A 21,066-nucleotide genomic window follows, 5' to 3' on the forward strand; every position below is an offset into this window, starting at 1 on the left:
GATGACCCTTGCCACGACATTGCGCGGCGCCGTCGCCGCGCTGGCGCTGGGCTGCGCCGCCCTGCCGGCCGCCGCCCAAGGTAACGACGCGCCGACCACGACCGGGGAGATGCGCGCCGGGATCGCCGAGGCCTGGACCGCCGGCGGGAACACCGGCTCCGACAGCTGACGGGAGCGAAGGATGGAAACCACCCTCTTGATCGTCGTCGCGGCGGCGATGCTCACCGCGATCATGACCGGCGTGGGCGCCCTGCCCTTCCTGTTCGTGAAGAAACTGGGCAACCGCACGATGGGCTGGTCGAATGCCGCCGCCGGCGGGCTCATGCTGGCCGCCAGCCACAGCCTGATCGCGGAGGGTGCGACCCTCGACATCACGCTCACCCTCGTGGGCGTGCTCGTGGGGCTCGGCGCGATCGTGCTCGCCGACAGGCTGCTCTCGGGCGCGGGCGAGGTCGACGTGGCCGACCTGCACGGTGCGAACGCGACGAAGGCGCTGCTGATCCTCGGGATCATGACGGCCCATTCCTTCGCCGAAGGGGTGGGCGTGGGTGTGTCCTTCGCCGGATCGGAAGGGCTCGGCGCCTTCATCACCACCGCCATCGCGTTTCACAACGTGCCCGAGGGGCTGGCCATCGCGCTGGTGCTCGTGCCGCGCGGCTCGCCCGTCTGGAAGGCCGGGCTCTGGGCCATCTTCACCAGCCTGCCGCAGCCGATCATGGCCGCGCCCTCCTACCTGTTCGTCGAAACCTTCCGTCCGTTCCTGCCCGTGGGCCTCGGCCTAGCGGCGGGCGCGATGATCTGGATGGTCTTCGCCGAACTCTTCCCCGAGGCGACGGAAAAGGTCGATACCGGCTCCGCCGCGACCGCCGTCACGCTGGCCTTCGCCGTGATGATGGCCTTCCAGATGCTCGTCCTCGCCCACTGAATTCCGTGAAAAAGGAGTATCCCATGTCCCCCATCATCCGCGCCTTCTTCGACCGCCCGACCGGCAGCCTGCAATACGTCTTCCACTGCCCCGAGACGAAAAAGGCCGCGATCGTCGATCCGGTCTGGAACTTCTACCCCGAGGCCGGCGCCGTGACGACCGAAAGCGCCGACGAGATCCTCGACCATGTCCGGGACGAGGGGCTCGAGGTCGACTGGATTCTCGACCCGCACCCCCATGCCGATCACTTCAGCGCGGCGCGCTACCTTTCGGAAAAGCTGGGCGCGCCCACCGCGATCGGCGAGAAGGTGACCGGCGTGCAGAAGCTCTGGAAGGACCTCTATCACCTGGGCGAGGATTTCCCGACCGACGGATCGCAATGGGACCGCCTCTTCGCCGAGGGCGACGAATTCATGGTGGGCGAGATCCCGGTGCGGGTGATGTGCTCGCCCGGTCACACGCTGGCCTCGATCACCTATGTCGCCGGCGACGCGGCCTTCGTGCACGACACGCTGATGATGCCGGAAAGCGGCACCAGCCGCGCCGATTTCCCGGGCGGCAGCACCGAGGATCTGTGGACCTCGCTGCGGGCGATCCTCGACCTGCCGCCGGAGACGCGGCTCTACATCGGTCACGACTATCCGGGCGACGGCACGGCGCCGCAATACATGGCCACCGTGGCCGAGCACCGGCTGCGCAACCGGCACGTGAAGGACGGCATCGGCAAGGCCGAGTTCATCGCCACGCGCGAGGCGCGCGACGCCACCCTGCCCTTGCCCGGCCGGATGCTCGCCGCGCTGCAGGTCAATATCCGCGGCGGCCGCTTGCCGGGGGCCGAGGGGGACGGCCACAGCTACCTGAAGATCCCGGTCGGAAAGTTCGATCCGCGATGAGCGACAGGCTGAAAACGGCGTTCGGCCGCATCACCGGCACCGACGCCGAGGAGGTCCGCCCCGGCGAGGCGCGCAACGGGATGATCCACGTCGTCTCGCTGACCCTGACCAAGACCGCCGACGCGCTGATCGATCCCAAGCTGGTGCTCTCCTGGCTTCTCACGGCGCTTTCCGCGCCGGGGGCGATGATCGGCCTGCTGGTCCCGGTGCGCGAGGCCGGCGCGCTGCTGCCGCAGCTCGCGCTCGCCCGCAGCGTCGAGGCGAGCCCGCAGCGCAAGCGGTTCTGGGCCGCGGGCAGCGCGGTGCAGGGGCTGGCGGCGCTCGGGATCGCGGCGGCGGCGCTGCTTCTGTCCGGGGCCGTGGCGGGGGCCGTGATCGTGGCCTGCCTTGCGGTGCTCGCCGTGGCGCGGTCGGCCTCGTCGGTCAGCTACAAGGACTCGCTGGCGCGCACCATCGCCAAGCGGCGCCGCGGCGCGATCACCGGGCTTGCCGCGTCGGTCGCGTCCGTCTCGGTCTTCGGGGTGGGCCTGTTGATGGCGGCCGGCGTCTTCGAGGTCGCCGTCGCGCCGCTCGCCGCCCTGATCGCGGTGGCGGGGGCGGCCTTCCTGCTCGCCGCGGTTCTCTTCATGGCGCTGCGCGAACCGCGGGAACGCAACGATGACGAAGACGACGACGGTTCGTTGGCCGCGCTCGTCGATCCCATCCTGACCGACGCGCAGCTGCGCCTTTTCGTGGGCTCGCGCGCCGCGCTGGCCGTGACGGCGCTCGCCCCGCCCTTCATCGTCATGCTCTCGGCCGCGTCGGGGCGCACCGCGCTCGACCAGCTGGGCCCGCTGGTGATGGCCTCCACCGCGGCCTCGGTGCTGGCCTCCTATGTCTGGGGGCGCCTGTCGGACCGCTCCAGCCGCCAGACGCTGATGGCAGCGGGCGCGCTCGGGGCGGTCGTCTTCGCCGCGACAGGCGCGCTCGGCCTCGTTTTCGGGGGGCTCGGCGGCGCGCTCGGCGCGGCGGCGGCGATCTTCGCCGCGCAGATCGCCTATGAGGGCGTGCGCGCGGGGCGCAAGCTGCACCTGACCGACATGGCGGAGGACGGCTTCCGCGCCCGCTATACCGCGCTGTCGAACACGCTGATCGGGCTGGCGCTTCTCGCCGGCGGGCTTTTCGGGCTGGCGGCCGACCGCTTCGGGCCCGCCGCCGTGCTTCTGGCCTTCGCCGTCATCGCCGCGCTCGGCGCGGTGCTCGCCCGCGGGCTGGAGGAGGTTCAGCAGGACTGAGCCACTCCCCCCGTCAGATCTCCGCGCGCACCTGCGCGTAGGTCAGCGTCGAGAATATGCCGGTTCCCCCCAGCACGTTCCCGGCGAAGGCGGGCAGGATGCCGCCCAGCACCGCGGCCGCCGGGTCAAGCTCGCCCAGCGCCACGAGGATGAAAAGCTCTGTCGAACCGGCGACGACGTGCGACATGCCGCCCAGCCCGATGACGTAGGTCAGGATCACGATCATCAGGACCTCGCCCGCGCTTTCCATGCGCGGCAGGATCCAGACCAGCGCCGCGATCAGGAAGCCCGCCGGGATGCCCCAGGCGAAATGCTCGAACGGCGTCGCCTCCGCGTAGTGGCGCGAAACGTAGAGGATGCCCTCGAAGCGGGCCTCAGGCAGGATATGGCCGTAGGCCAGCACGAGCGCCGCGGCAAGGCAACCTGCGAGATTGGCCGCGAACACGATCCCCCAGAGCCGCGCGGTCTGGTAGAAATTGGCGCGCGTCGGCGCCAGGAACAGCGGCAGGATCGGCGTGATGGTGTTCTCGGTGAAAAGCTGCATCCGCCCCAGGATCACGATCAGGAAGCCGACCGTGTAGCCCAGGTTCGAGATGCCCGCGGCCCAAGGCTCATGCGGCAGGATCGACACGAGGAAGCCCTTGCACACGACCGAGGTGCTGATGGCGAGCCCCGCCGCCACGCCCGACCACCAGAGCGCGTTCGCGGGCCGCGACAGTTCGTGATCGCCCTCGCGGCGGAGCGCCTCGAAGATGACCGACGAGGGCACCTTCTCGTATTCGTCGACGCGCTTTTCCTCGTCGCGGTCGAGATCGGCCTCTTCCGACATGGTGCTGTTCCCCTCGGGCCCGCGTCACGCGGGCGGCTTCATCCTGCGGCCGGCGGGGCGATCGCGCCGTCGCGCACACCCCCAGGGCCGCGTCAGGTCCCGTTCGCGAATTCCGTCTCGATCTTCAGCGACGTGCCGCAATGCTTGCAGTGGATCGCGTCGGGATCGTGGCGGTTCAGCCCGCATTCGGGACATTTATACTTGATCTTGGAGGGTTGGAAGATGGCGCGCGCAAGCTGCACGAAGAGCGCCACGCCGACGACCATGATGAAGACCGCCAGCAGCTTGCCCGTCGGCGTCGTCATGGTGATGTCGCCGAAGCCGGTGGTCGTCAGCGTAGCGACGGTGAAATACAGCGCGTCGATATAGCCCGCGAGACCCGAGCGATCCTCGAAGGCGATGACGAAGACGAATGAGGTCGTGACGAAGATGAACACGAACAGGTTGACCGCTGCGAGGATCGCATCCTCATGGTAGCGGAAGAACGTGCTTTCGCTGCGAAGGTCGCGCAGCAGCTGGTAGGCGTGAAGGATGCGCAACCCCCGCAGGACACGCAGGAAAGCCAGGTTCTCGGCGAAGAGCGGCGCAAGGATGAGCGACCCGATCACGACGATGTCGGCGAGCGTATGGATGCGCGTCAGTTCGCGGCGCCGGTTCTCCGAAATCCACAGACGCGCCGAGATGTCCGCAAGGATTGCCGCGCCGAGCACGGTGTTCAGCAGCGAAATCAGAGGGGTCGTGGGAAGGGCCGCGGTGGCGATGAAGTAGAGAATGGTCAGCGCGTCGAACACGATCAGCCCGTAGCGGAACTGGCGCGCGCGCTGGCTGCGCCCCGTGTAGAGCAGGCGGATCGTTCGGTGCAGGTCTTTCATGGTGCGACGTTAGCCGACAAGCTGCGGAGCGAACACGGGAAATTTGCGGAAGGCTGGCGGTCGTGCGACAGTGCGCCCGGCTGTGCCTGGATGCGCCGCACCGGCTGGCCGGAACAGGGCCGGACGGCGGAAAACGGCAGGCGGGTTGGCAAATCTGCTTAGTCATGCTAAGCATCTCTCCATGACCTGACGCGACCTACCGGAGCCGTCGGACCCACTCCGATACAGCGCGACGTCCCTCGCGTGTCCCTGGCGGGATGCGATGACGGGCGCTCGCGTCGAAGTCCGCGTCCATCTTACTGAAACAAAGCAGTTTTTGGCACACAGAAACGAAAGGCCAATCATGACCGAGAAAGACCCCAACAAGGGCTACGTCGCGATCCTCGGCTGGTCGCTGAACGCGATCGACGCCATCGACCGGTTCGACCGCCGTTACGTGATCGTCGCGCCCGCCTGGGCCGAGGAATACGCCAAGGCCAACGATATTCCCTTCATCGCGTGGGATTTCGACCGGCTGAACGAGCGGTCCCACGAGATCGCGCAGATCCTCAAGGACGAGGGCTGTGACGTGGCGATCCCGCTTTACGAGGAAACCGTGGAGTGGGCCGGGGCCATCAACTCCGTCCTGCTGAACAACCCGCGTCTGCTCGGGCAGTCGATGCTCTTCCGCGACAAGTCGCTGATGAAGCGCCGCGCGCAGCTTGCCGGCATCCGCGTGGGCATCTTCGAGGAGGCCGACAACCGCGGCGACGTGGTACGGTTTCTCAAGCGGGTGAACCAGACGCTGCTGAAGCTCGACGGCGATCCCGACGACCCGATCCACTTCAAGGCGTTCGACAAGGCGGGCTGCCTGGGTCACCGGACCATCCGCACCGTGGAGGACGTCGATTCGATCTCGGACGACGAGTTCCCCGCCCTGCTCGAAAGCCATCTCGACGGCTGGGAGTTCGCGGTCGAGGCCTGGATCAAGGACCGCAAGATCCAGTTCCTGAACATCTCCGAATACGTGACGCTGGGCTACTCGGTCTTCGTGCCCGCCACGCCGGAACTGGAATCCTGGCGTCCCCTGATCGAAGAGCAGATCAACAAGCTGATCGAGGCTTTCGACATCGACTTCGGGTTCATCCATCCTGAATACTTCGTGACCAATGATGGCACGATGTACTTCGGCGAGGTGGCCTATCGCCCGCCGGGCTTCAACGCGCTGGAACTGATCGAGCGGGCTTATGGCTTCAACGGCTACCAGGGGATCGTGCTCGCCTTCGATCCCAAGACGACGCAGGAAGAGCTCGACGCCTTCTTCCCCAAGCCGGTGGAGGATGCCAAGGGCCATGCCGGCTGTTTCGGCGCCTATCCCCGCCGCCGCGTGGTCGAGCGGATGCAGATCCCCGAGGAGACGGCGAACGACCCGTATTTCGAGTTTCACGAACTGGCCGATCCCTTCGAGCAGAAGGTCACCAAGCGCACGGCCTTCGGTACCCACTGGGGCCTCGTCTATTTCTTCGGCGAGAATCCGCACCGCCTCCGCGACCTGCTCAAGGCGCAGGAAGAACTCGATTTCTATGTGTAACCGGGATGGAGGCCACCGCCCATGACCGGCGCCCCACAGGGTGACGAGGCCGAGCGCCTCGTCGCCACCCTCGAAGGGCCGCTGGCACGGCTCGAAGAGGCCCGCACCTTCGCCAAGCCGCGGCACCAGGCGCAGGTGCTGAGCGTGGCCGGCCGGCTGCTTGCCGTTCCGGGCGGCATCGACCGCCTGCACGAGCTCGCCCCGCGCATGGACCGGGCGGGCCTCTTCGCCGGCTCCGACTGGGACGCCCCGGCCAACCTGCTGCCCGGCCTCGTGTCTGGCACGCTGGAGAACGGCGCGCCCGCCACCGTGACCGCCGAGGCCGTCAGCCTGCTGCGCCTGATGGCCGTGGCCAATGGCGAGGCGGAGCATCCGGGCATCCACGCCGCCGCGGCGCGCCGGTTCCTGACCCGGGTCCTCGCACTCAACCTGCGGCGGTTCTTCGGCGCCCCAGACGAGGCCGCGCGCGCCGCGGGCGAGAGGCAGATCGTCGTCGACGGGCTGTTTCGCTACCTCGCCGAGCATGTCGGCTTTCAGGATGTGCTGGGCGAGCTGGTGGACGAGATCTGGCGCATCCTGCGGCAACGCCCGATCCAGGTGGCCGAGGTGAAGGACATGATCGCGCAGATCGCGATCACGCTGGCCGAGCGCGGCGGCGACATCGGCGAGAGGCGCCTGGGCGCCGACCGCCTGGTGACGGCCCTTTTCGGGCCCACCACCGCGTGCATGGACGACCCGGGGCTCGAGATCTACCGCGAGCGGCTTTCGGCGATGGACGACTCCGACCTGCGCCACGAGGCGCAGGGCCTTGCCCGGGCCATGCACGACACGGGCCTCGTTTCCGACTATCACGCCGCTTTCCTGCTCTGGGTGATCGACTCCGAGCATGACGGCATGGCCCCCGAGGCGCTGGGCCTCGGCGCCACCGGCAGCGACTGCTGGCGCCGCCATCGCGCGCTCGTGATCGAGATCATCCGCCGCGCAGTCCGGCCGGAAACCGCGCAGGCGCTCTATGGCCTGTCGCTTCTTCTGGACCGCGGCATCCTGCATCACGCGCCCGTCGCCCCCGCCCTGCGCCGCCTGCTGGCGCTCGTGCCGAACGCGGCGGTCGCCGAGCGGCTGTCGATCTCGGGCCTGAACGCGACGCCGCCCGCCGATCTGCTGCTTGCCGGGTGCATCCAGGTTCTGGGCCAGCCCCTCGGCGTGGGCCAGGGCGCCAATCCCACCTGCCAGTCGGCGCGCGCCATCGCCATGTGGGCGCAGAACGATCCCGACTACCTTCTTCACCTTGCGGCGCAGGCCGCGCGTTTCGACACGGTGACGATGCATTTCGAGGGCCGGGCGATCCGTTCGGCCGACCTGCCGGCGGGCCTCGCGGCGGGCGCGCCGCTCGACGCCGACCCGGTCTCGGTCACGCTCGTGCCGCATCTCGACCGGATCTACGCCGAGATGGGCCGCCTTTGCAGCGACCGCAACAACGATCCGCACATCTGGATCAATCCCGAATTCCACGGCTGGTGGGTCGGCCGCGCCTGCGCGGTGGCCGTCGACGTGCCCACCGGCGCGCTTGCCGGGATCGAGGACTTCATCGCCCGCTTCCATTCCGCCTACCATCCGGCATTCAACGGCGGGGAACCGGTCACCCACCCCCAGCCCGCGGGCATCGCGGCCACCGATGCCGCGGCGCGCTTCGTCGGATGGCACGCGATCACCATCCTGCGCGTCGCGCCCGACCAGGACGACGAGATGCGGGTCTACTTCTACAACCCCAACAACGACTCGGGCCAGGACTGGGGCGACGGCGTCGTGGTCTCGACCCACGGCTCGGGCGAACGGCACGGTGAGGCGTCGCTGCCCTTCGAGCTTTTCGCCTCGCGTCTCTATCTCTTCCACGAGGAACTGATGCGGCCGCAGGAAGCCACGCGCCCGGCGCAGGCGGTGCTGGAGCGCACGGCCGCCATGGCGCGCAGAACCTGGGCCGCCGGCCGGCAGGAGATCGCCGGCACGGCGATCACGCGCCTGGCCAGCGCCGAGCAGGACTGACCGGCCGGGGGCACAGGCCGTGACGCGCGGCGCCTGCGCCCCCGCGACGCTCGCGACCCGCGCGGCACCACCGCCCCGGCTGGCGCGCACCGGCGCGGATATTTATTGCATCTTGCAGCAGGCGGATTTTCGGTAGAGGTCGAGCGGATGGCCTGTCCTGTCGTCCGACCGGGGCTGTCCGACGATGGAGGTTGCGAGGATGGTTTCAGACGCTTCCCCGGAAATCGAGATGGATGTCGGGACCGACACCGTCGCGATGAAGCTGTCCGGCGCGTTCACCATCCACACGGTCGGTGCGGTGGCAAGACGGTTCGAAACCCTGCGCCCCGACGCCGATGTCGTGGCCGACCTTGGCGCGCTCTCCCGTCTCGACACGGCCGGGGCCTGGCTTCTCGTGACGCTCCGCTCGCGGCTCGAAGCGGGCGGCGGGCGGCTCGAGGTCGAAGGCGCCTCGACCGAGGCGCGGGCGATCCTCGAAACCGTCTCCAAGGCCCTGCCCGAACCCGAGGAGCGGGCCGAGAAACCCGCGACGCTTGTCGGGATGCTGGAAGAGGTCGGCCGCCGCGTGGCCGGCGGCGTTTCCAAGTTCCTCGGGCTGGCGGGATACCTGGGCCTGTTCCTGTCGCGGCTGGGGCGCAGCGTGGGCCACCCGCGGGAATTCCGCCTGACCTCGCTCGTGCATCATTGCGAGGAAGTCGGCGTGAAGGCGGTTCCCATCGTCGCGCTGATGGCGTTCCTGATCGGCGTGGTGCTGGCCTTCCAGGGCGCCTCTCAGCTGCGCCAGTTCGGGGCGGAGGTCTTCGTGGTGGACCTGATCGCCGTGTCGATCCTGCGCGAGCTGGGCATCCTGCTGACCGCGATCATCGTCGCGGGGCGGACGGGCTCGGCCTTCACCGCCGCGATCGGGTCGATGAAGATGCGCGAGGAGGTGGACGCCATGCGCACCCTCGGCCTCGATCCGGCGATGATCCTCTTCGTGCCGCGCATCCTCGCGCTGCTGCTGATGCTGCCCATCCTCGGGCTGATCGCGAACCTCGCGGGCCTTTTCGGCGGGGCGCTGATGGCGTGGATCGAGCTCGGCATCTCTCCGGCGATGTTCCGCACGCGGCTGATCGAGGGGACGGACACGAGCCACCTGATGGTGGGCATGGTCAAGGCGCCGGTCTTTGCGCTGATCATCGGCGTGGTGGGCTGCCATGCCGGAATGCAGGTGGAAAGCAACGCGGAGTCGCTCGGCCGGCAGACGTCGAAATCCGTTGTGGCCGCGATCTTCGCCGTGATCGTTGCGGATGCGCTGTTTTCGGTCTTCTTCGCCGAGATCGGGGTATGACGATGGACGGTGGCACCACGGAAAAGAGGGCCGAGGACACGGCGGGCGACAGGGCCGAGGCCGTCATAAGCGTGCGGGGGCTGCGCACCCAGTTCGGCACGCATGTCGTCCATGACGACCTCGATCTGGACGTCTACCGCGGCGAGATCCTGGGCGTCGTCGGCGGGTCGGGCACCGGCAAATCGGTGCTGCTGCGCACCATCGCCGGGCTCAACCGGCCAGCGCAAGGCAGCGTCGAGGTGCTGTGCACCGACGTGTTCACCGCCAGCCAGGACGCGCGCGCCGCGCTCGAGGCGCGCTGGGGCGTGATGTTCCAGGACGGCGCGCTTTTCTCGTCGCTGACGGTGCGCGAGAACGTCGAGGTGCCGATGCACGCGATCGCGGACCTCGACGGACAGGTCGCCCGCGCGCTGGCCGACCTGAAGATCTCGATGGTGGGGCTGCCCTACCTTGCCGGCGACAAGTACCCCTCGGAGCTTTCGGGCGGCATGCGCAAGCGGGCCGGGCTCGCGCGGGCGCTCGCGCTCGATCCCGAGATCGTCTTTCTCGACGAGCCGACCGCCGGGCTCGACCCGATCGGCGCCGCGGAGTTCGACGACCTCATCCGTGGACTGAGCCGCTCGCTCGGTCTTACGGTCTTCCTGGTGACGCATGATCTGGACACGCTGCACGCCGTGTGCGACCGCATCGCGGTGCTCGCGGAACGCAAGGTGCTGGTGACCGGAACCATGCAGGACATGCTCTCGGTCGATCATCCCTGGGTGCGCGACTACTTCCACGGCCCGCGGGCGCGGGCGGCCCGGGACACCGCGTCCCCCGACACTGCGAAGGAAGACGTCTAGGTGGAAACGAAAGCCAATTACGTCCTCATCGGCATTTTCGCCATCGCCGGCTTTCTGGGCATTCTCGGGATGTTCCTGTGGTTCGCGCGCGTCGAACTCGACCGGCAGTTCGCCTATTACGACGTCCGCTTCTCCTCCGTCTCCGGGCTGAGCAACGCCTCGGACGTGCGGTTCAGCGGCCTGCCCGTGGGCCAGGTTGTGGACGTGCGCCTTGCGCCGGACGGCGACGGCAGCATCGCGGTGCGGGTGGAGGTGGCCGCCGACACGCCGGTGCGCGCCGACAGCGTCGCGACGATCGAAGCCCAGGGCGTCACGGGCGTCTCCGATGTCAGCATCGGCCCGGGCAGCCCCGACGCACCACTTCTGACCGAGGTCAGCGACGAGGAGATCCCGCAGATCGAGGCGGGCCGCTCGACCCTTCAGTCGCTGACGGAGGACGCCCCGGAACTCGTCAACGAGACCCTGCGCGTCGTGCGCGAGATCGGCGATCTCTTTCGCGGCGAGAACGCGGACCGGCTGGAACGGATCCTCGTGAACGCCGAGACGGCTTCCTCGGAATTCGCCGCCGCGCTGGAGGATTTCTCGGGCATCTCGGGCACCGTCGACGATTTCGCCTTCCAGATCGACCGCTTCAACACGACGCTCGACACGCTCAGCGCGGATCTCAGCACGGTTCTGGCGACGGCCGACGAAACGCTGGTCTCCATCGACGGGCTGGCCACCGAGACGCGGGCGGTCGTCGAGACCGGGTCCGTAACGCTGGAGGCCTTCGACGGGATGGTTACGGACGCGCGCCGCTACATCTCCGAGGATCTCTCCGCCACCACGACGGAGGCGCGGGACACGCTGGCCGCCCTGCGCAGCGACATGGCGGGGCTGCGCGCCGAGGCGAGCGAACTGATCGAGACGCTCAAGACGACGGGATCGACCGCCACCGCCCGGCTGGAGGAGGCGGAAGCGACGCTCGAGCGGGCGAACGCGCTGATCGGATCGCTCGACGAGACGGCCGGCGCGGTCGAGACCGCGGCCAGCCGCTTCGACGGGTTGATCGAGGATCAGGCCACCCCGCTGCTGAGCGAAACGCGGACCGCGGTCAGCGACGCGACCGAGGCGATCGCGACCATCCGGGAGGCGGCGGAGACGGATCTGCCCGCGGTCATGGAGGATGTCCGCGCCGCCGTGGAAAACGCGCGCGCGGTCATCGACACGGTCGGGAGCGACCTGAGCGCGGCCAGCGGCGACGTCGCGGAACTCGTCTCGTCGGCGGAGACGACCATGACGCAGGTGACCGAGACCTTCGCCAACGCCAACGAGACCCTGTCGGCGATGAACGGCGCGCTCGAAACCGGCGAGCGCACGCTGGCCGCCGCCGAAAGGGCCTTCACCGGCGCGGACGAGATGATCAACGGCGATCTGTCCGCCCTGATCGCGGAGCTCGACACGACGGTCCGGGACCTCAACGACGCGATCGGCACCGTGTCGGAGGACCTGCCGGAGATCTCGGCAGAGATCAGGTCCGCCAGCGCGGCCGCCTCGGACGCGTTCACGCGCGTGCAGGGGCTTGTTGACAGCTCCGCGCCCGGTATTCAGGACTTTACCACAAACGCGCTGCCGCTCTTCACCCGGCTGACGCAGGAGACCCGCGAGCTGATCGCCAATCTCGATCAGCTCACCCGACAGATAGAGCGCAACCCGACCCAGTTCCTGTTGGATCGGAACGTGCCGGAATTCAGAAGGTGAGATTCCCCGTGCCCCTCGCTCATACCGTTCGTGCGTTGGCTCTTTCGCTGGCCGTCCCGATGCTGGCGTCCTGCAGCGCGCTCTCGGCGCTCACCGATGCCACCACCCCGCGCAACGTGTTCGAGTTGCAGGCCCCCGCCGATCTGCCCGCCCGGGCGGGGCGGATGCTGGCACGCGACGTCATCATCGAGGAGCCCACCACGAGCGGGGCGCTGCAGACCGACCGGATCATGATCCGCCCCGGCGCGCTGCAGGCCCAGTACCTGCCGGATGTCCGGTGGGCCGATCCGGCGCCCGTGATGGTGCAGACGCTGATGCTGCGCGCCCTCGATTCGACGCAGGCCTTCCAGTATGTCGGCCGAAAGCCCCTGGGCCCGAGCGGCGATTTCGCTATCGTCACCGAGCTGATTGATTTCCACGCAGAGCAGTACCCCGGCGCCGACAGCGCCCGCGTGGTGGTCCGCATGATCACGCGCATCGTCCGCGAACGCGACACGGCGATCGTCGCCACCCGCAGCTTCGCGGCGAGCGCCTCGGCGAGCTCCCTCGACGACGAGGCGCTTCTTGGCGCCTTCGACGCGGCCGCCGGGCGCGTGATCTCGGAGTTCGCCGCCTGGGCCACATCCTCCCTCGGCGCGGGCTAGGCGCGGGCCGGCCACCGGCTTATCCGGCTTGAAGGCGCAACGTCCGGAGTTACGTCGCGCCACGGCGAAGACACCGGGGGGCCGTCGCGTGACAGACGTCGAGACGTTTCGCTGCGTCAGCTGGAACATTCACCGCGGGCGCGGCAACGACGGCGTCGTCGATCCCGACCGGACCGCGCGGGTTTTGCGCGAGGAGGTCTGCTCCTCCGACCTCGACGCGCTGATCCTGCAGGAGGCCGACGAGGAGGCGCCGCCGCATCGCGGTTTTCTCGACCTCGCCCGGATCGAGGCCGACACCGCGCTCCGCCACATCCACGGCGATGCGAGCCACCGATGGGGCCCCGAAAGCCACGGGTTTCTGGGCACGGTCGTCTTCCTGCATCCGCGCTGCCGCGTCGAGGACATCGCGCTGGTGGACCTGCCCGGTCACTGCCACCGCGGCGCGGTCGTGGTCGATTTCCGGCTCGACGGCCGCCCGCTGCGCCTTGCGGGCACCCATCTGTCGCTCTCGCAGGGGCTGCGCGTGGCGCAGATGCGCACCCTCGGCCAGCATCTCTTCCGCCGCGCGGCGCGGCCGACGCTCGTTTGCGGGGATTTCAACGAATGGCGGCCCTGGGGCGGGCTCGCCCTCTCGCACGGGATCACCGGGCTGCGCCTGTCCGGGCCGGCGCCCGCGACCTTCCCCGCGCGCCGCCCGTTTCTTCCGCTCGACCGGTTGCTCGTCACCGCGCCGGCGCGCGTGGCCACCGCCCAGGTTCTCGACGGGCCGGGGCTACGGATGGCCTCCGACCATCGCCCGCTGCGCGCGGAGGTCGCGTTCGACCCCTAGACGCCGCCGTCGCGCGCCCGCGTCCACCGGTGCAGCCAGACGGGGCTCGCCGCCGATCCGTCCGCGCGGCGCAGCACGAGACGCAATTCCGCGGCCGGCGCCTCGCCCGGTGTCAGCAGGAAGGTGACGCGCGTGCCCCGTCCGCCCGGCAGGGCGAAAAGGCTCAGCCCCGACAACTCCGCATCGCCGCTCACCGAGAGGTCCGGTTCGAGCCCGGCCGCCGCGCCCGCGAAATCGACGACGAAGCGCCGCGTGCCGGGCCGGTCATGTTCGCGCCCGCTGCGGCTTTGCCGGATCGGCAGCGGCATTTCGGGCAGCGGCGCCGCCCGCGTCCAGACCAGGCGATAGACGAACCGGTATTCGCCCCCGGCGGACAGCGGCGCCTCGGGGCGCCAGAAGGCCACGACATTGTCCATGAACTCGTCCGCCGTGGGAATCTCGACCAGCACCACGGCCCCGCGGCCCCAGTCGCCCACGGGCCGGACCACCGCCGAGGGCCGGTCGTGATAGCGCGCCTCGCTGTCCTCGAAATCCTCGAAGCCGCGCGGCGTCTGCCAGAGGCCGAAGGCGCCGGGGCCCTCATCGACAAAGGACGACATCTGGAGCGAGGCGGGATTGGCGATGGGTCGCCAGAGCGCCTCGCCCGCCCCGTTCTCGATCACCAGGGCGTCGCTGTCGTGCACGCGTGGCCGGAAATCGTCCGAGACCGCGGCGCGCATCGGCCCCTTCAGGAACATCGAGGTCAGGGGCGCGATGCCGATATCGTCGATGTCCCGGCGCGGCAGGATCGTCACGGCAAGATCCATGACGGTCTCGGCGCCGGGCCGGAGCGTCATGTCGAGATGCCCCGCGAGCGACGGGCTGTCGCTCACCGCCTCGATCCGCGCCGCGCCGCCCTCGGGCGGATGCAGGCGCAGGCGGGTGAAGCGGGGAAACTCCTCCGGCCCGGCACTGCCCGTGCCGAGCGCGACGGCGCGGGCCGACAGGCCGTAGACCATGGCCTGCCCGACGGCGCGGAAATAGCTTGCGCCCTGCACGACCAGAACCTCGTCGGGGCGGCCGGTCGCGTTGAGCGGGTGGCGCAGCCGCAGGCCGGAAAACCCCGCGCCCGGGGCCTTGTCGGGGACGGCGCCGAAATAGCGCGAATCGAAATCGAAAAGGCCGGGCGCGAAGGGGACGCGCGCGAACCCGTCGCCCTCGGGCAGCTCGATCTCCACCGGGTGGGGAAAGTAGAGCCCGGGCGGCAGCAGGTCGACGGCGAAGCCCGACCCGAGGGGCAGCATCCCGGCACGGCCGGGGCCGGGGCGGATGCCCCGGAAGGCATCGTAATCGAGGCCGGCGAAGGGCGGCGGCAGCGCCGCGGGGCTCTCCGCGAAGGGCGCGGCCGCCCGCGCCCGCGCGACGTCGAGCAGCGCCCCGCGCGCCGGCTGTGCGGAGACGCGCGGCGCCGGTCCGGCGATGAGCGCCGCCGCCCCCGCGAGGAAGCCACGCCGCCGCATCACGCGCCCGCGTCGAGCCTGCGCTCGATAATCGGCGCGGCGACGAGAGGCAGGGCGACGGGCAGCACCCAGAGCGCCGCGGTGCCGGATCCCGAAAGCGCGGCGAGCGCGACGAGGGCAAGGCCCACGGCCGCCTCGGGCAGGCCGCGCGGCGGCGGAATGCGCCGCGCCGCGGCACCCGGTGTCCAGCCGCAGTCATGGCCGGTCAGCACCGACACCACCGAGCCCGCCTGCCTGACCATCACCAGCGGCGCGATCAGCGTGGACCGCCACAATTCCCCCGCCGCGGCCCGCAGGATCACCCGACGGCGCAAGGCGGTGCGCGCGCGGGCCAGCCAGCCAGCCATCGCGCAGAGTTTCGGCAGCAGCAGGATGCCCGCGGCAAGCGCGAGAGGCAGAGCGCCCGAGACGGTGACCGCACCCGACGCCACCAGCGCCACGAGCCCGAGCCAGATCGGCGCGGCGAGATAGCTCAGCACGCCCGAGGCGAGGTGTAGCCGGCTGACCGGGTCGAGCCCGGGCGCGGCCAGCAGGCGCAGGTGTTGCAGATTGCCTTGGCACCAGCGCCGGTCGCGGCGATGGAACGCCGCAAGCGTCTGCGGGCCGTCCTCTGCGCTGCCGGACGGATCGGGATCGAGTTCGACCGCCCAGCCCGCGCGCCGGATCCAGGCGGCCTCGACGAAGTCGTGGCTGAGCGGCGGGCCGCCGAAGGGCGGCGGGCCCGACAGGCGAGGCAGCGTCGCCGCGCACCGAAACGCCGCCACCCGCATGATCGCGTTATGCCCCCAGTAGTTGCCGCATTCGCCGGCCCAGGCGGCCATGCCGCGCCCGAAATTCGGTGACAGCAGGCGCGAGGATGTCCGCTGGTGGCGGCCGACCCGGCTGCGGCCCGGCAGAAGCGTCATGCCGGCCTGCAAGAGGCCCGTGCGCGGCCGGGTGTCGATCCGGTGGATCAGGTCGCGCAGGCGCCACGCGCTCATGCGGCTGTCGGCATCGAGCACGGCCATGTGCTCGAAGGCCGCGCCGTGGGTGTCCAGCCAGTCGGCGATGTTGCCGGGCTTGCGGCCCGTGTTCTTCGCGCGCCGGCGCAGGGTTATCTCTCCCGCAGCGGCGAGCGGCGCGAGCGCCGCGTCCTCCGCCGCGATCCCCTCGCGGCTCGACGTGTCGGACAGCACGAAGATTTCTGCCTCCGTCCCGAGACCGAGCGTGTCGAGGCCGCGGCGCAGATCGGACAGATACCGGGCGAGCGCGGCGGGCGGCTCGTTGCACAGAAGCACGAGGATCGCCGTCCGGCCCGCCGGCCGCCACCCATCGGGAACGTTTTCGCGCGCAAGGACCGGCTGGGCGAGGCCCACCAGCGCGGTCGCCGCGCCGCCCGAGATCCAGAGCGCGCTCAGCCCGGCGAGCGCGAGCGCCAGGGCCGAGAGGACCGTCCACTCCTTGATCGCGAGGGCCATCGCCGCAATGAGCGCACCCGCGAGAAGTGCTGTCAGCGCGAGGAAGGCGCCCAGCCACCGCCCGCCACCGCGAGCTGGACGCGCGGGATGGGCCCGGACCGGGCGAAGGGCGATCTCGGCAAGTGACATGATGCAGGGCGGCCCCTCCTTCGGACCAGCCACGCCATTCTTTGGTCGAGGCGCGCGGCTGCGCTGCCAGCTATCGCAACCTGCGGCGGTTGCAAGCACGCCTCAGCGTGTCCTGCCCCCGATCGGCGGCCACATGCGCGAAAATACGCCGTCACGCCGCACGATGCCGTGATGAAGCGCGGCGCCGACATGGGTGGCGAGCACCGCGGCAATGGAGATCGCGGCGATGTAGTGAACGCGTTTCGCGACCTCGGCAAGCGCGTCGGAGCGCGGCACCAGCGATGGCGCGCCCAGCGCGTCGAGGCTTTCGATGGGAAAGCCGCCGGCCCTGACCCGCACGTATCCGGCGATGGGCAGAAGCACCAGAAGGGCATAGAGCGCGGCATGGGTGGCCCCGGCGATCCGCGCCTGCCAGCTCGGCATGTGCGACGGCAGGGGCGGCGGCGGGTTGCGCAGCCGCCAGGCCAGGCGCAGGGCGACGAGGACGAAGAGCAGGACGCCCACGTTCTTGTGATAGATGAAAAGGGCGTTCTGAAGCCCCCGGTCGATACCCGGCTGAACCATGACGAACCCCGCCGGGATGGTCAGAAGGATCAGCGCGGCCATGATCCAGTGCAAGAGCCGTGCGGTCGTCGAGTATCGCGTGATCTGCATCGGGGCCCGGTTTCTCCGTCCTCGCTCGCGGGCTGCGCAGGTTTCTGCCCATCTAAAAGGTTAGAGCAGGTCCGCCATGCATCAAGCGGCCGGTGTCTCATCTTGACAGCAGGCGCGCGGCGCTAATCTTTCGCGGATGAGCGATTCCAATCTCGTACCCGCGCCGCGCCGCACGTGGCCCGCTCTGATGCGCGGGCCGCGCGGCATGCTTGGCGCGGCGGTCCTCGGGGGCGTTCCGATCGTGCTCGCCGTCGCCATGGCGCTGGTCGGGCCGGACGGCGCGGCCATGGCGCTGGCTCTCGCGGGCTATCTCGCGGGTGCAGGTTTCGTCCTGCACCTGATGCGCCGCGGCTACCCGCATGGCGCGCTCGGGCTTTGCAACGTCGTGACGCTGACGCGACTCGCGCTGACCTCTGCGCTTCTGGCGCCGCTGGTCGGCGACGCCGCGTCCTGGGCCGTGCTTTCCGTCGCCGGAATCGCGCTCTCGCTCGACGGCGTCGACGGGTGGCTCGCCCGGCGCGAGGCGCGCGTGTCGTCCTTCGGGGCGCGCTTCGACATGGAGGTGGACGCGGCCCTCGCACTGATCCTCGCGTTGAACGCCTGGGTGGCCGGCCCCGCGGGACCGGCCGTGGTACTGCTCGGCCTGCCGCGCTACGTCTTCGCGGTGGCCGCGCATGTGCTGCCCTGGCTCGACCGGCCCCTGCCCGAGCGTTTCGGCCGCAAGGCCGTCTGCGTGCTGCAGCTGGGCGCGCTGATCGCCCTGCAGCTCGACCCGGTCGCCCTGCGCATCGCCGAGCCCCTCGTTGCCGGTGTGGCCGCGGCGCTTGCGTGGTCCTTCGCGCGCGACGTGCTCTGGCTTTGGCGGACCCGGCCTTGACACGCGGTACCGTCCGGAGCGCCCTGCCGCCGGCCCTCGCCGCGCTGGTTCTCTATCTTCTGCTCGTGCAGCCCAACCATCCCGCGGCCTTCACCTGGGGCGCGCTCGCCGTCTTTCCGCTGGAGTTGCCCGTGATCCTGCTGGGGCTGGTCGCGCTGGGGGCCGGAACGTGGGCGACGGCGGCGCGCGCGGCGCTCGTCGCCGCGCTGCTGCTGATCGCGGTTCTGAAAACTGCCGACTTCGCGATGTTCACCTCGCTGTCGCGGGGCTTCAACCCGGTGGCCGACCTTGCCCTGGTCGCGGCGGGCTTTCGGCTTCTGACCGGCGCGATCGGCCCGCTGCCGGCGGTCCTTTCCGTCGCGGGCGCCCTCGTCGCGCTTGCGCTCGTGGCAGCGGCGGCGTGGTGGGCGACGGGCGTCTGGGCGCGGCTGCCCGGGCCCGACCGTCATCTGCGCCGGGGCGCGGCCGCGGGCGCGATCCTCGTGGCCGGGCTCGCCACCGCCGAGATCGGTCAGGCGATGGGGCGCTGGAGCCTTCCGCTCGACCCGCCGGGCGCCGCCTTCACCGCCCGCGTGGGCGTGGAGCGCCTGCAATCGGCGCGCGCCACGCTGGCCGACCTGCGCACGTTCCGGCAGGCGGCCGCCGAGGATCCCCTCGCGGAAGGCGACGGGCTTCTCGACCTGATCGACCGCGATGTGCTGATCGTCTTCGTCGAGAGCTACGGGCGCACCAGCCTCGACACGCCCTTCTTCGCGCAGTTGCACCGCACCACGCTGGCCCGGGGAGAGGACCGTCTGTCCGGACTCGGCCTGTCCATGGCGTCGGGGCTTCTCGGCTCGCCCACGCAGGGCGGGCAAAGCTGGCTCGCCCATGCGACTTTCGCCAATGGTCTTTGGATCGACGGCCAGAACCGCTATGGCGCGGCGCTCGCATCCGGCCGGCAGACGCTCTTTCACCTCGCCGGGCGCGCGGGCTTCCACACCGCCGCCGTGATGCCGCAGATCACGCTCGACTGGCCGGAATCCGAAGTCATGGGCTTCGAGACGATCCTCGCCGCGCGCGATCTCGGCTATCGCGGACGCCCGTTCAACTGGGTGACGATGCCGGACCAGTTCACCCTGGCCGCGCTCGACCGCAGGTTGCGCGACGCGCCCGACGACCGGCCGATCTTCGCGCAGGTGGCGACGGGCTCGTCCCACGCGCCCTGGGTGCCGGTGCCGGATCTCGTGGCGTGGGACGAGATCGGCGACGGCCGCGTCTTCGACGCGATGGCCGAAGCGGGCGATCCGCCCGACGTGGTCTGGCGCGACCGCGGACGCGTCAGGGCGCAGTATCGGCTCGCGGTGGATTACGCGCTTCGGACCGTGCTGGACTATGCCGCGCGTCATGCGGACGATCCGCCGCTGATGATCGTGCTGGGCGACCACCAGGCGGCGGGGTTCGTGGCGCTCGACGAGCGCCCGCATGTGCCGATCCACGTCATCGGCCCGGCGCACCTGGTGACGCGCGCCGCCACCTGGGGCCTTGCACCGGGGCTGATCCCGGCGCCCGACGCGAAGGTCGTGCCGATGGACCGCATGCGGGACCTGATCCTGCGAAGCTATTCGTCGGGCCGGGCGCCCGGCGGCGAAAGCTGAGCGGTGCGCGGCCTGTCGACCCCTGCCCTTTCCGGGCTCGTGAAGATCGCGGTGACCGCGGGTCTTCTGGGCCTGCGCTGGCGCGTCGCCGACGGGGCGGCGGCCGCTGGGCGGCTCGCCGGTGCCGATCCCGCCTGGCTGGCGGCGGCGCTCGCGGCGCTGACGGTGCAGACGATCCTGTCCGCGCTGCGCTGGCGGCTCACGGCGTCGCGGCTCGGCATCCGGCTCGACCGTCTGACGGCGCTGCGCGAATACTACCTGTCGCAGCTCGTCAACCAGGCGTTGCCCGGCGGCATGCTGGGCGACGCCGGGCGCGCGGTGCGCGCGCGCTCGCAGGCCGGGCTTCTGGCCTCCGGGCAGGCGGTCTTCTTCGAGCGGCTCGCGGGGCAGATCGCGCTCTTTATCGTGCTGGCCATGGCCTTTCTGGTCACCGCCGCCCGGCCGGGCGGCCTCGACTGGCCGGGCGCCCTGCAAGGCCCGCTCGCGGCGTTCGTGCTTGCCGGGCTCGCGCTGCCGGGGGCGCTGTGGGCGGCCGGGACGCTCCTGCCCGGACCCGCCGGGCGCGCCCTCGAGGCCTTCGCGCGGGCCTTCGGGCAGGCGGTCGCGGCGCCCGCCGTGCGCTGGCGGCAGCTTTGGCTGAGCCTCGGTACCGCGCTCTGCAACATCGCCGCCTTCGCCTTCTGCGCGCGGGCCATCGGCGCGGAGCTGTCGGGCGTCGCGGTGCTGACGCTGGTCCCGCTCATCCTCTTCACGATGGTGATCCCCCTCACGATCAGCGGCTGGGGCCTGCGCGAGGGTGCCGCCGCCGCGCTCTTCCCCCTCGCGGGGGCGAGCGCGGCCGAGGGGCTTGCCGCGAGCGTCGCCTTCGGTCTCGTCTTTCTTGCCTCGATGGGCCCGGGCCTCGTGCTCTTCGGACTGGCGCCGCGCCGTGACGCGGGCGATGCGCCGCGCGGGATGCCACCCCGGAAACCCGGACAGGAAAACGCGACCCCTTGCCAATCGGGCCCAGCAACTTAGCCTAT

General features: G+C 70.5%; 19 protein-coding genes. 14 read left to right on the forward strand and 5 right to left on the reverse strand.

The features are described from left to right. The first annotated feature begins 1 nt into the window (after position 1). Genes AB6A65_RS11905 through AB6A65_RS11920 form a run of 4 tightly spaced genes read left to right on the forward strand, consistent with a single transcriptional unit; the run spans position 2 to position 3,092 of the window. The gene (locus AB6A65_RS11905) at positions 2-169 is read left to right on the forward strand and encodes a hypothetical protein (protein ID WP_371038609.1); all 168 of its coding nucleotides are present in this window, start codon (positions 2-4) and stop codon (positions 167-169) included. Positions 170-181: 12 nt separating this feature from the next. Then, positions 182-925 carry a ZIP family metal transporter gene (locus AB6A65_RS11910; protein ID WP_371038610.1) on the forward strand — a complete coding sequence of 248 codons (744 nt, stop codon included), beginning with the start codon at positions 182-184 and terminating at the stop codon, positions 923-925. Between the two features lie 23 nt (positions 926-948). Further along, on the forward strand, positions 949-1,818 hold the full coding sequence (locus AB6A65_RS11915; protein WP_371038611.1) for an MBL fold metallo-hydrolase: 870 nt from the start codon (positions 949-951) through the stop codon (positions 1,816-1,818). After that, positions 1,815-3,092, forward strand: a complete 1,278-nt coding sequence (locus tag AB6A65_RS11920; protein WP_371038612.1) for an MFS transporter — start codon at positions 1,815-1,817, stop codon at positions 3,090-3,092. Before AB6A65_RS11915 ends, AB6A65_RS11920 begins: the two co-directional genes overlap by 4 nt. 13 nt (positions 3,093-3,105) lie before the next feature. Here the strand turns inward: AB6A65_RS11920 and AB6A65_RS11925 are convergent, their stop codons facing one another. Continuing rightward, the gene (locus AB6A65_RS11925) at positions 3,106-3,921 is read right to left on the reverse strand and encodes a formate/nitrite transporter family protein (protein ID WP_371038613.1); all 816 of its coding nucleotides are present in this window, start codon (positions 3,919-3,921) and stop codon (positions 3,106-3,108) included. Between the two features lie 92 nt (positions 3,922-4,013). After that, positions 4,014-4,793: an ion channel gene (locus AB6A65_RS11930; protein ID WP_371038614.1), complete on the reverse strand. Its 780-nt coding sequence runs from the start codon at positions 4,791-4,793 to the stop codon at positions 4,014-4,016. Between the two features lie 343 nt (positions 4,794-5,136). Here AB6A65_RS11930 and AB6A65_RS11935 point away from each other — a divergent pair, with 343 nt between their 5' ends. The 7 genes from AB6A65_RS11935 (at position 5,137) to AB6A65_RS11965 (ending at position 13,791) form a co-directional block, all read left to right on the forward strand. Next, positions 5,137-6,363 (forward strand): acetyl-CoA carboxylase biotin carboxylase subunit family protein, encoded by a 1,227-nt coding sequence (locus AB6A65_RS11935; RefSeq protein ID WP_371038615.1) that lies wholly within the window; start codon positions 5,137-5,139, stop codon positions 6,361-6,363. Between the two features lie 21 nt (positions 6,364-6,384). Continuing rightward, a complete protein-coding gene (locus AB6A65_RS11940) occupies positions 6,385-8,406 on the forward strand; it encodes a hypothetical protein (RefSeq protein ID WP_371038616.1) in 2,022 nt (673 codons plus the stop codon). 199 nt (positions 8,407-8,605) lie between these two features. After that, complete coding sequence (locus tag AB6A65_RS11945; protein ID WP_371038617.1) at positions 8,606-9,736, forward strand: ABC transporter permease; 1,131 nt, start codon at positions 8,606-8,608, stop codon at positions 9,734-9,736. A gap of 2 nt (positions 9,737-9,738) precedes the next feature. Beyond that, positions 9,739-10,578, forward strand: a complete 840-nt coding sequence (locus AB6A65_RS11950; RefSeq protein ID WP_371038646.1) for an ABC transporter ATP-binding protein — start codon at positions 9,739-9,741, stop codon at positions 10,576-10,578. Then, positions 10,579-12,318, forward strand: coding sequence for an MlaD family protein (locus AB6A65_RS11955; protein ID WP_371038618.1), 1,740 nt, complete (start codon positions 10,579-10,581; stop codon positions 12,316-12,318). Between the two features lie 8 nt (positions 12,319-12,326). After that, positions 12,327-12,962, forward strand: coding sequence for an ABC-type transport auxiliary lipoprotein family protein (locus AB6A65_RS11960; RefSeq protein WP_371038619.1), 636 nt, complete (start codon positions 12,327-12,329; stop codon positions 12,960-12,962). Between the two features lie 88 nt (positions 12,963-13,050). Then, complete coding sequence (locus tag AB6A65_RS11965) at positions 13,051-13,791, forward strand: endonuclease/exonuclease/phosphatase family protein (RefSeq protein WP_371038620.1); 741 nt, start codon at positions 13,051-13,053, stop codon at positions 13,789-13,791. Here the strand turns inward: AB6A65_RS11965 and AB6A65_RS11970 are convergent. The 3 genes from AB6A65_RS11970 to AB6A65_RS11980 all read right to left on the reverse strand — a co-directional run bounded on the left by AB6A65_RS11970 (position 13,788) and on the right by AB6A65_RS11980 (position 17,530). Continuing rightward, positions 13,788-15,290: a glucan biosynthesis protein gene (locus tag AB6A65_RS11970; protein WP_371038621.1), complete on the reverse strand. Its 1,503-nt coding sequence runs from the start codon at positions 15,288-15,290 to the stop codon at positions 13,788-13,790. The two genes, AB6A65_RS11965 and AB6A65_RS11970, sit on opposite strands and share 4 nt — an antisense overlap. Continuing rightward, positions 15,290-16,909 carry a glucans biosynthesis glucosyltransferase MdoH gene (gene mdoH, locus AB6A65_RS11975; protein WP_371038622.1) on the reverse strand — a complete coding sequence of 540 codons (1,620 nt, stop codon included), beginning with the start codon at positions 16,907-16,909 and terminating at the stop codon, positions 15,290-15,292. The genes AB6A65_RS11970 and mdoH overlap by 1 nt, the downstream gene beginning before the upstream one ends. 69 nt (positions 16,910-16,978) lie before the next feature. After that, positions 16,979-17,530 carry a cytochrome b gene (locus AB6A65_RS11980; protein WP_371038623.1) on the reverse strand — a complete coding sequence of 184 codons (552 nt, stop codon included), beginning with the start codon at positions 17,528-17,530 and terminating at the stop codon, positions 16,979-16,981. A 187-nt stretch (positions 17,531-17,717) separates the two neighbouring features. Here AB6A65_RS11980 and AB6A65_RS11985 point away from each other — a divergent pair, with 187 nt between their 5' ends. From AB6A65_RS11985 to AB6A65_RS11995, 3 genes are read left to right on the forward strand one after another with little or no spacing between them, the layout of a single operon-like run. Beyond that, entirely contained in the window at positions 17,718-18,407 is a 690-nt protein-coding gene (locus AB6A65_RS11985) for a CDP-alcohol phosphatidyltransferase family protein (protein ID WP_371038624.1), read from the forward strand. Then, entirely contained in the window at positions 18,404-20,044 is a 1,641-nt protein-coding gene (locus AB6A65_RS11990) for a sulfatase-like hydrolase/transferase (protein ID WP_371038625.1), read from the forward strand. The genes AB6A65_RS11985 and AB6A65_RS11990 overlap by 4 nt, the downstream gene beginning before the upstream one ends. Positions 20,045-20,047: 3 nt before the next feature. Beyond that, positions 20,048-21,061, forward strand: a complete 1,014-nt coding sequence (locus AB6A65_RS11995) for a YbhN family protein (protein ID WP_371038626.1) — start codon at positions 20,048-20,050, stop codon at positions 21,059-21,061. Positions 21,062-21,066: the final 5 nt, after the last annotated feature.

Source organism: Rhodosalinus sp. FB01 (genome assembly GCF_041365715.1).
In the GTDB taxonomy this organism is placed as follows: domain Bacteria; phylum Pseudomonadota; class Alphaproteobacteria; order Rhodobacterales; family Rhodobacteraceae; genus Rhodosalinus.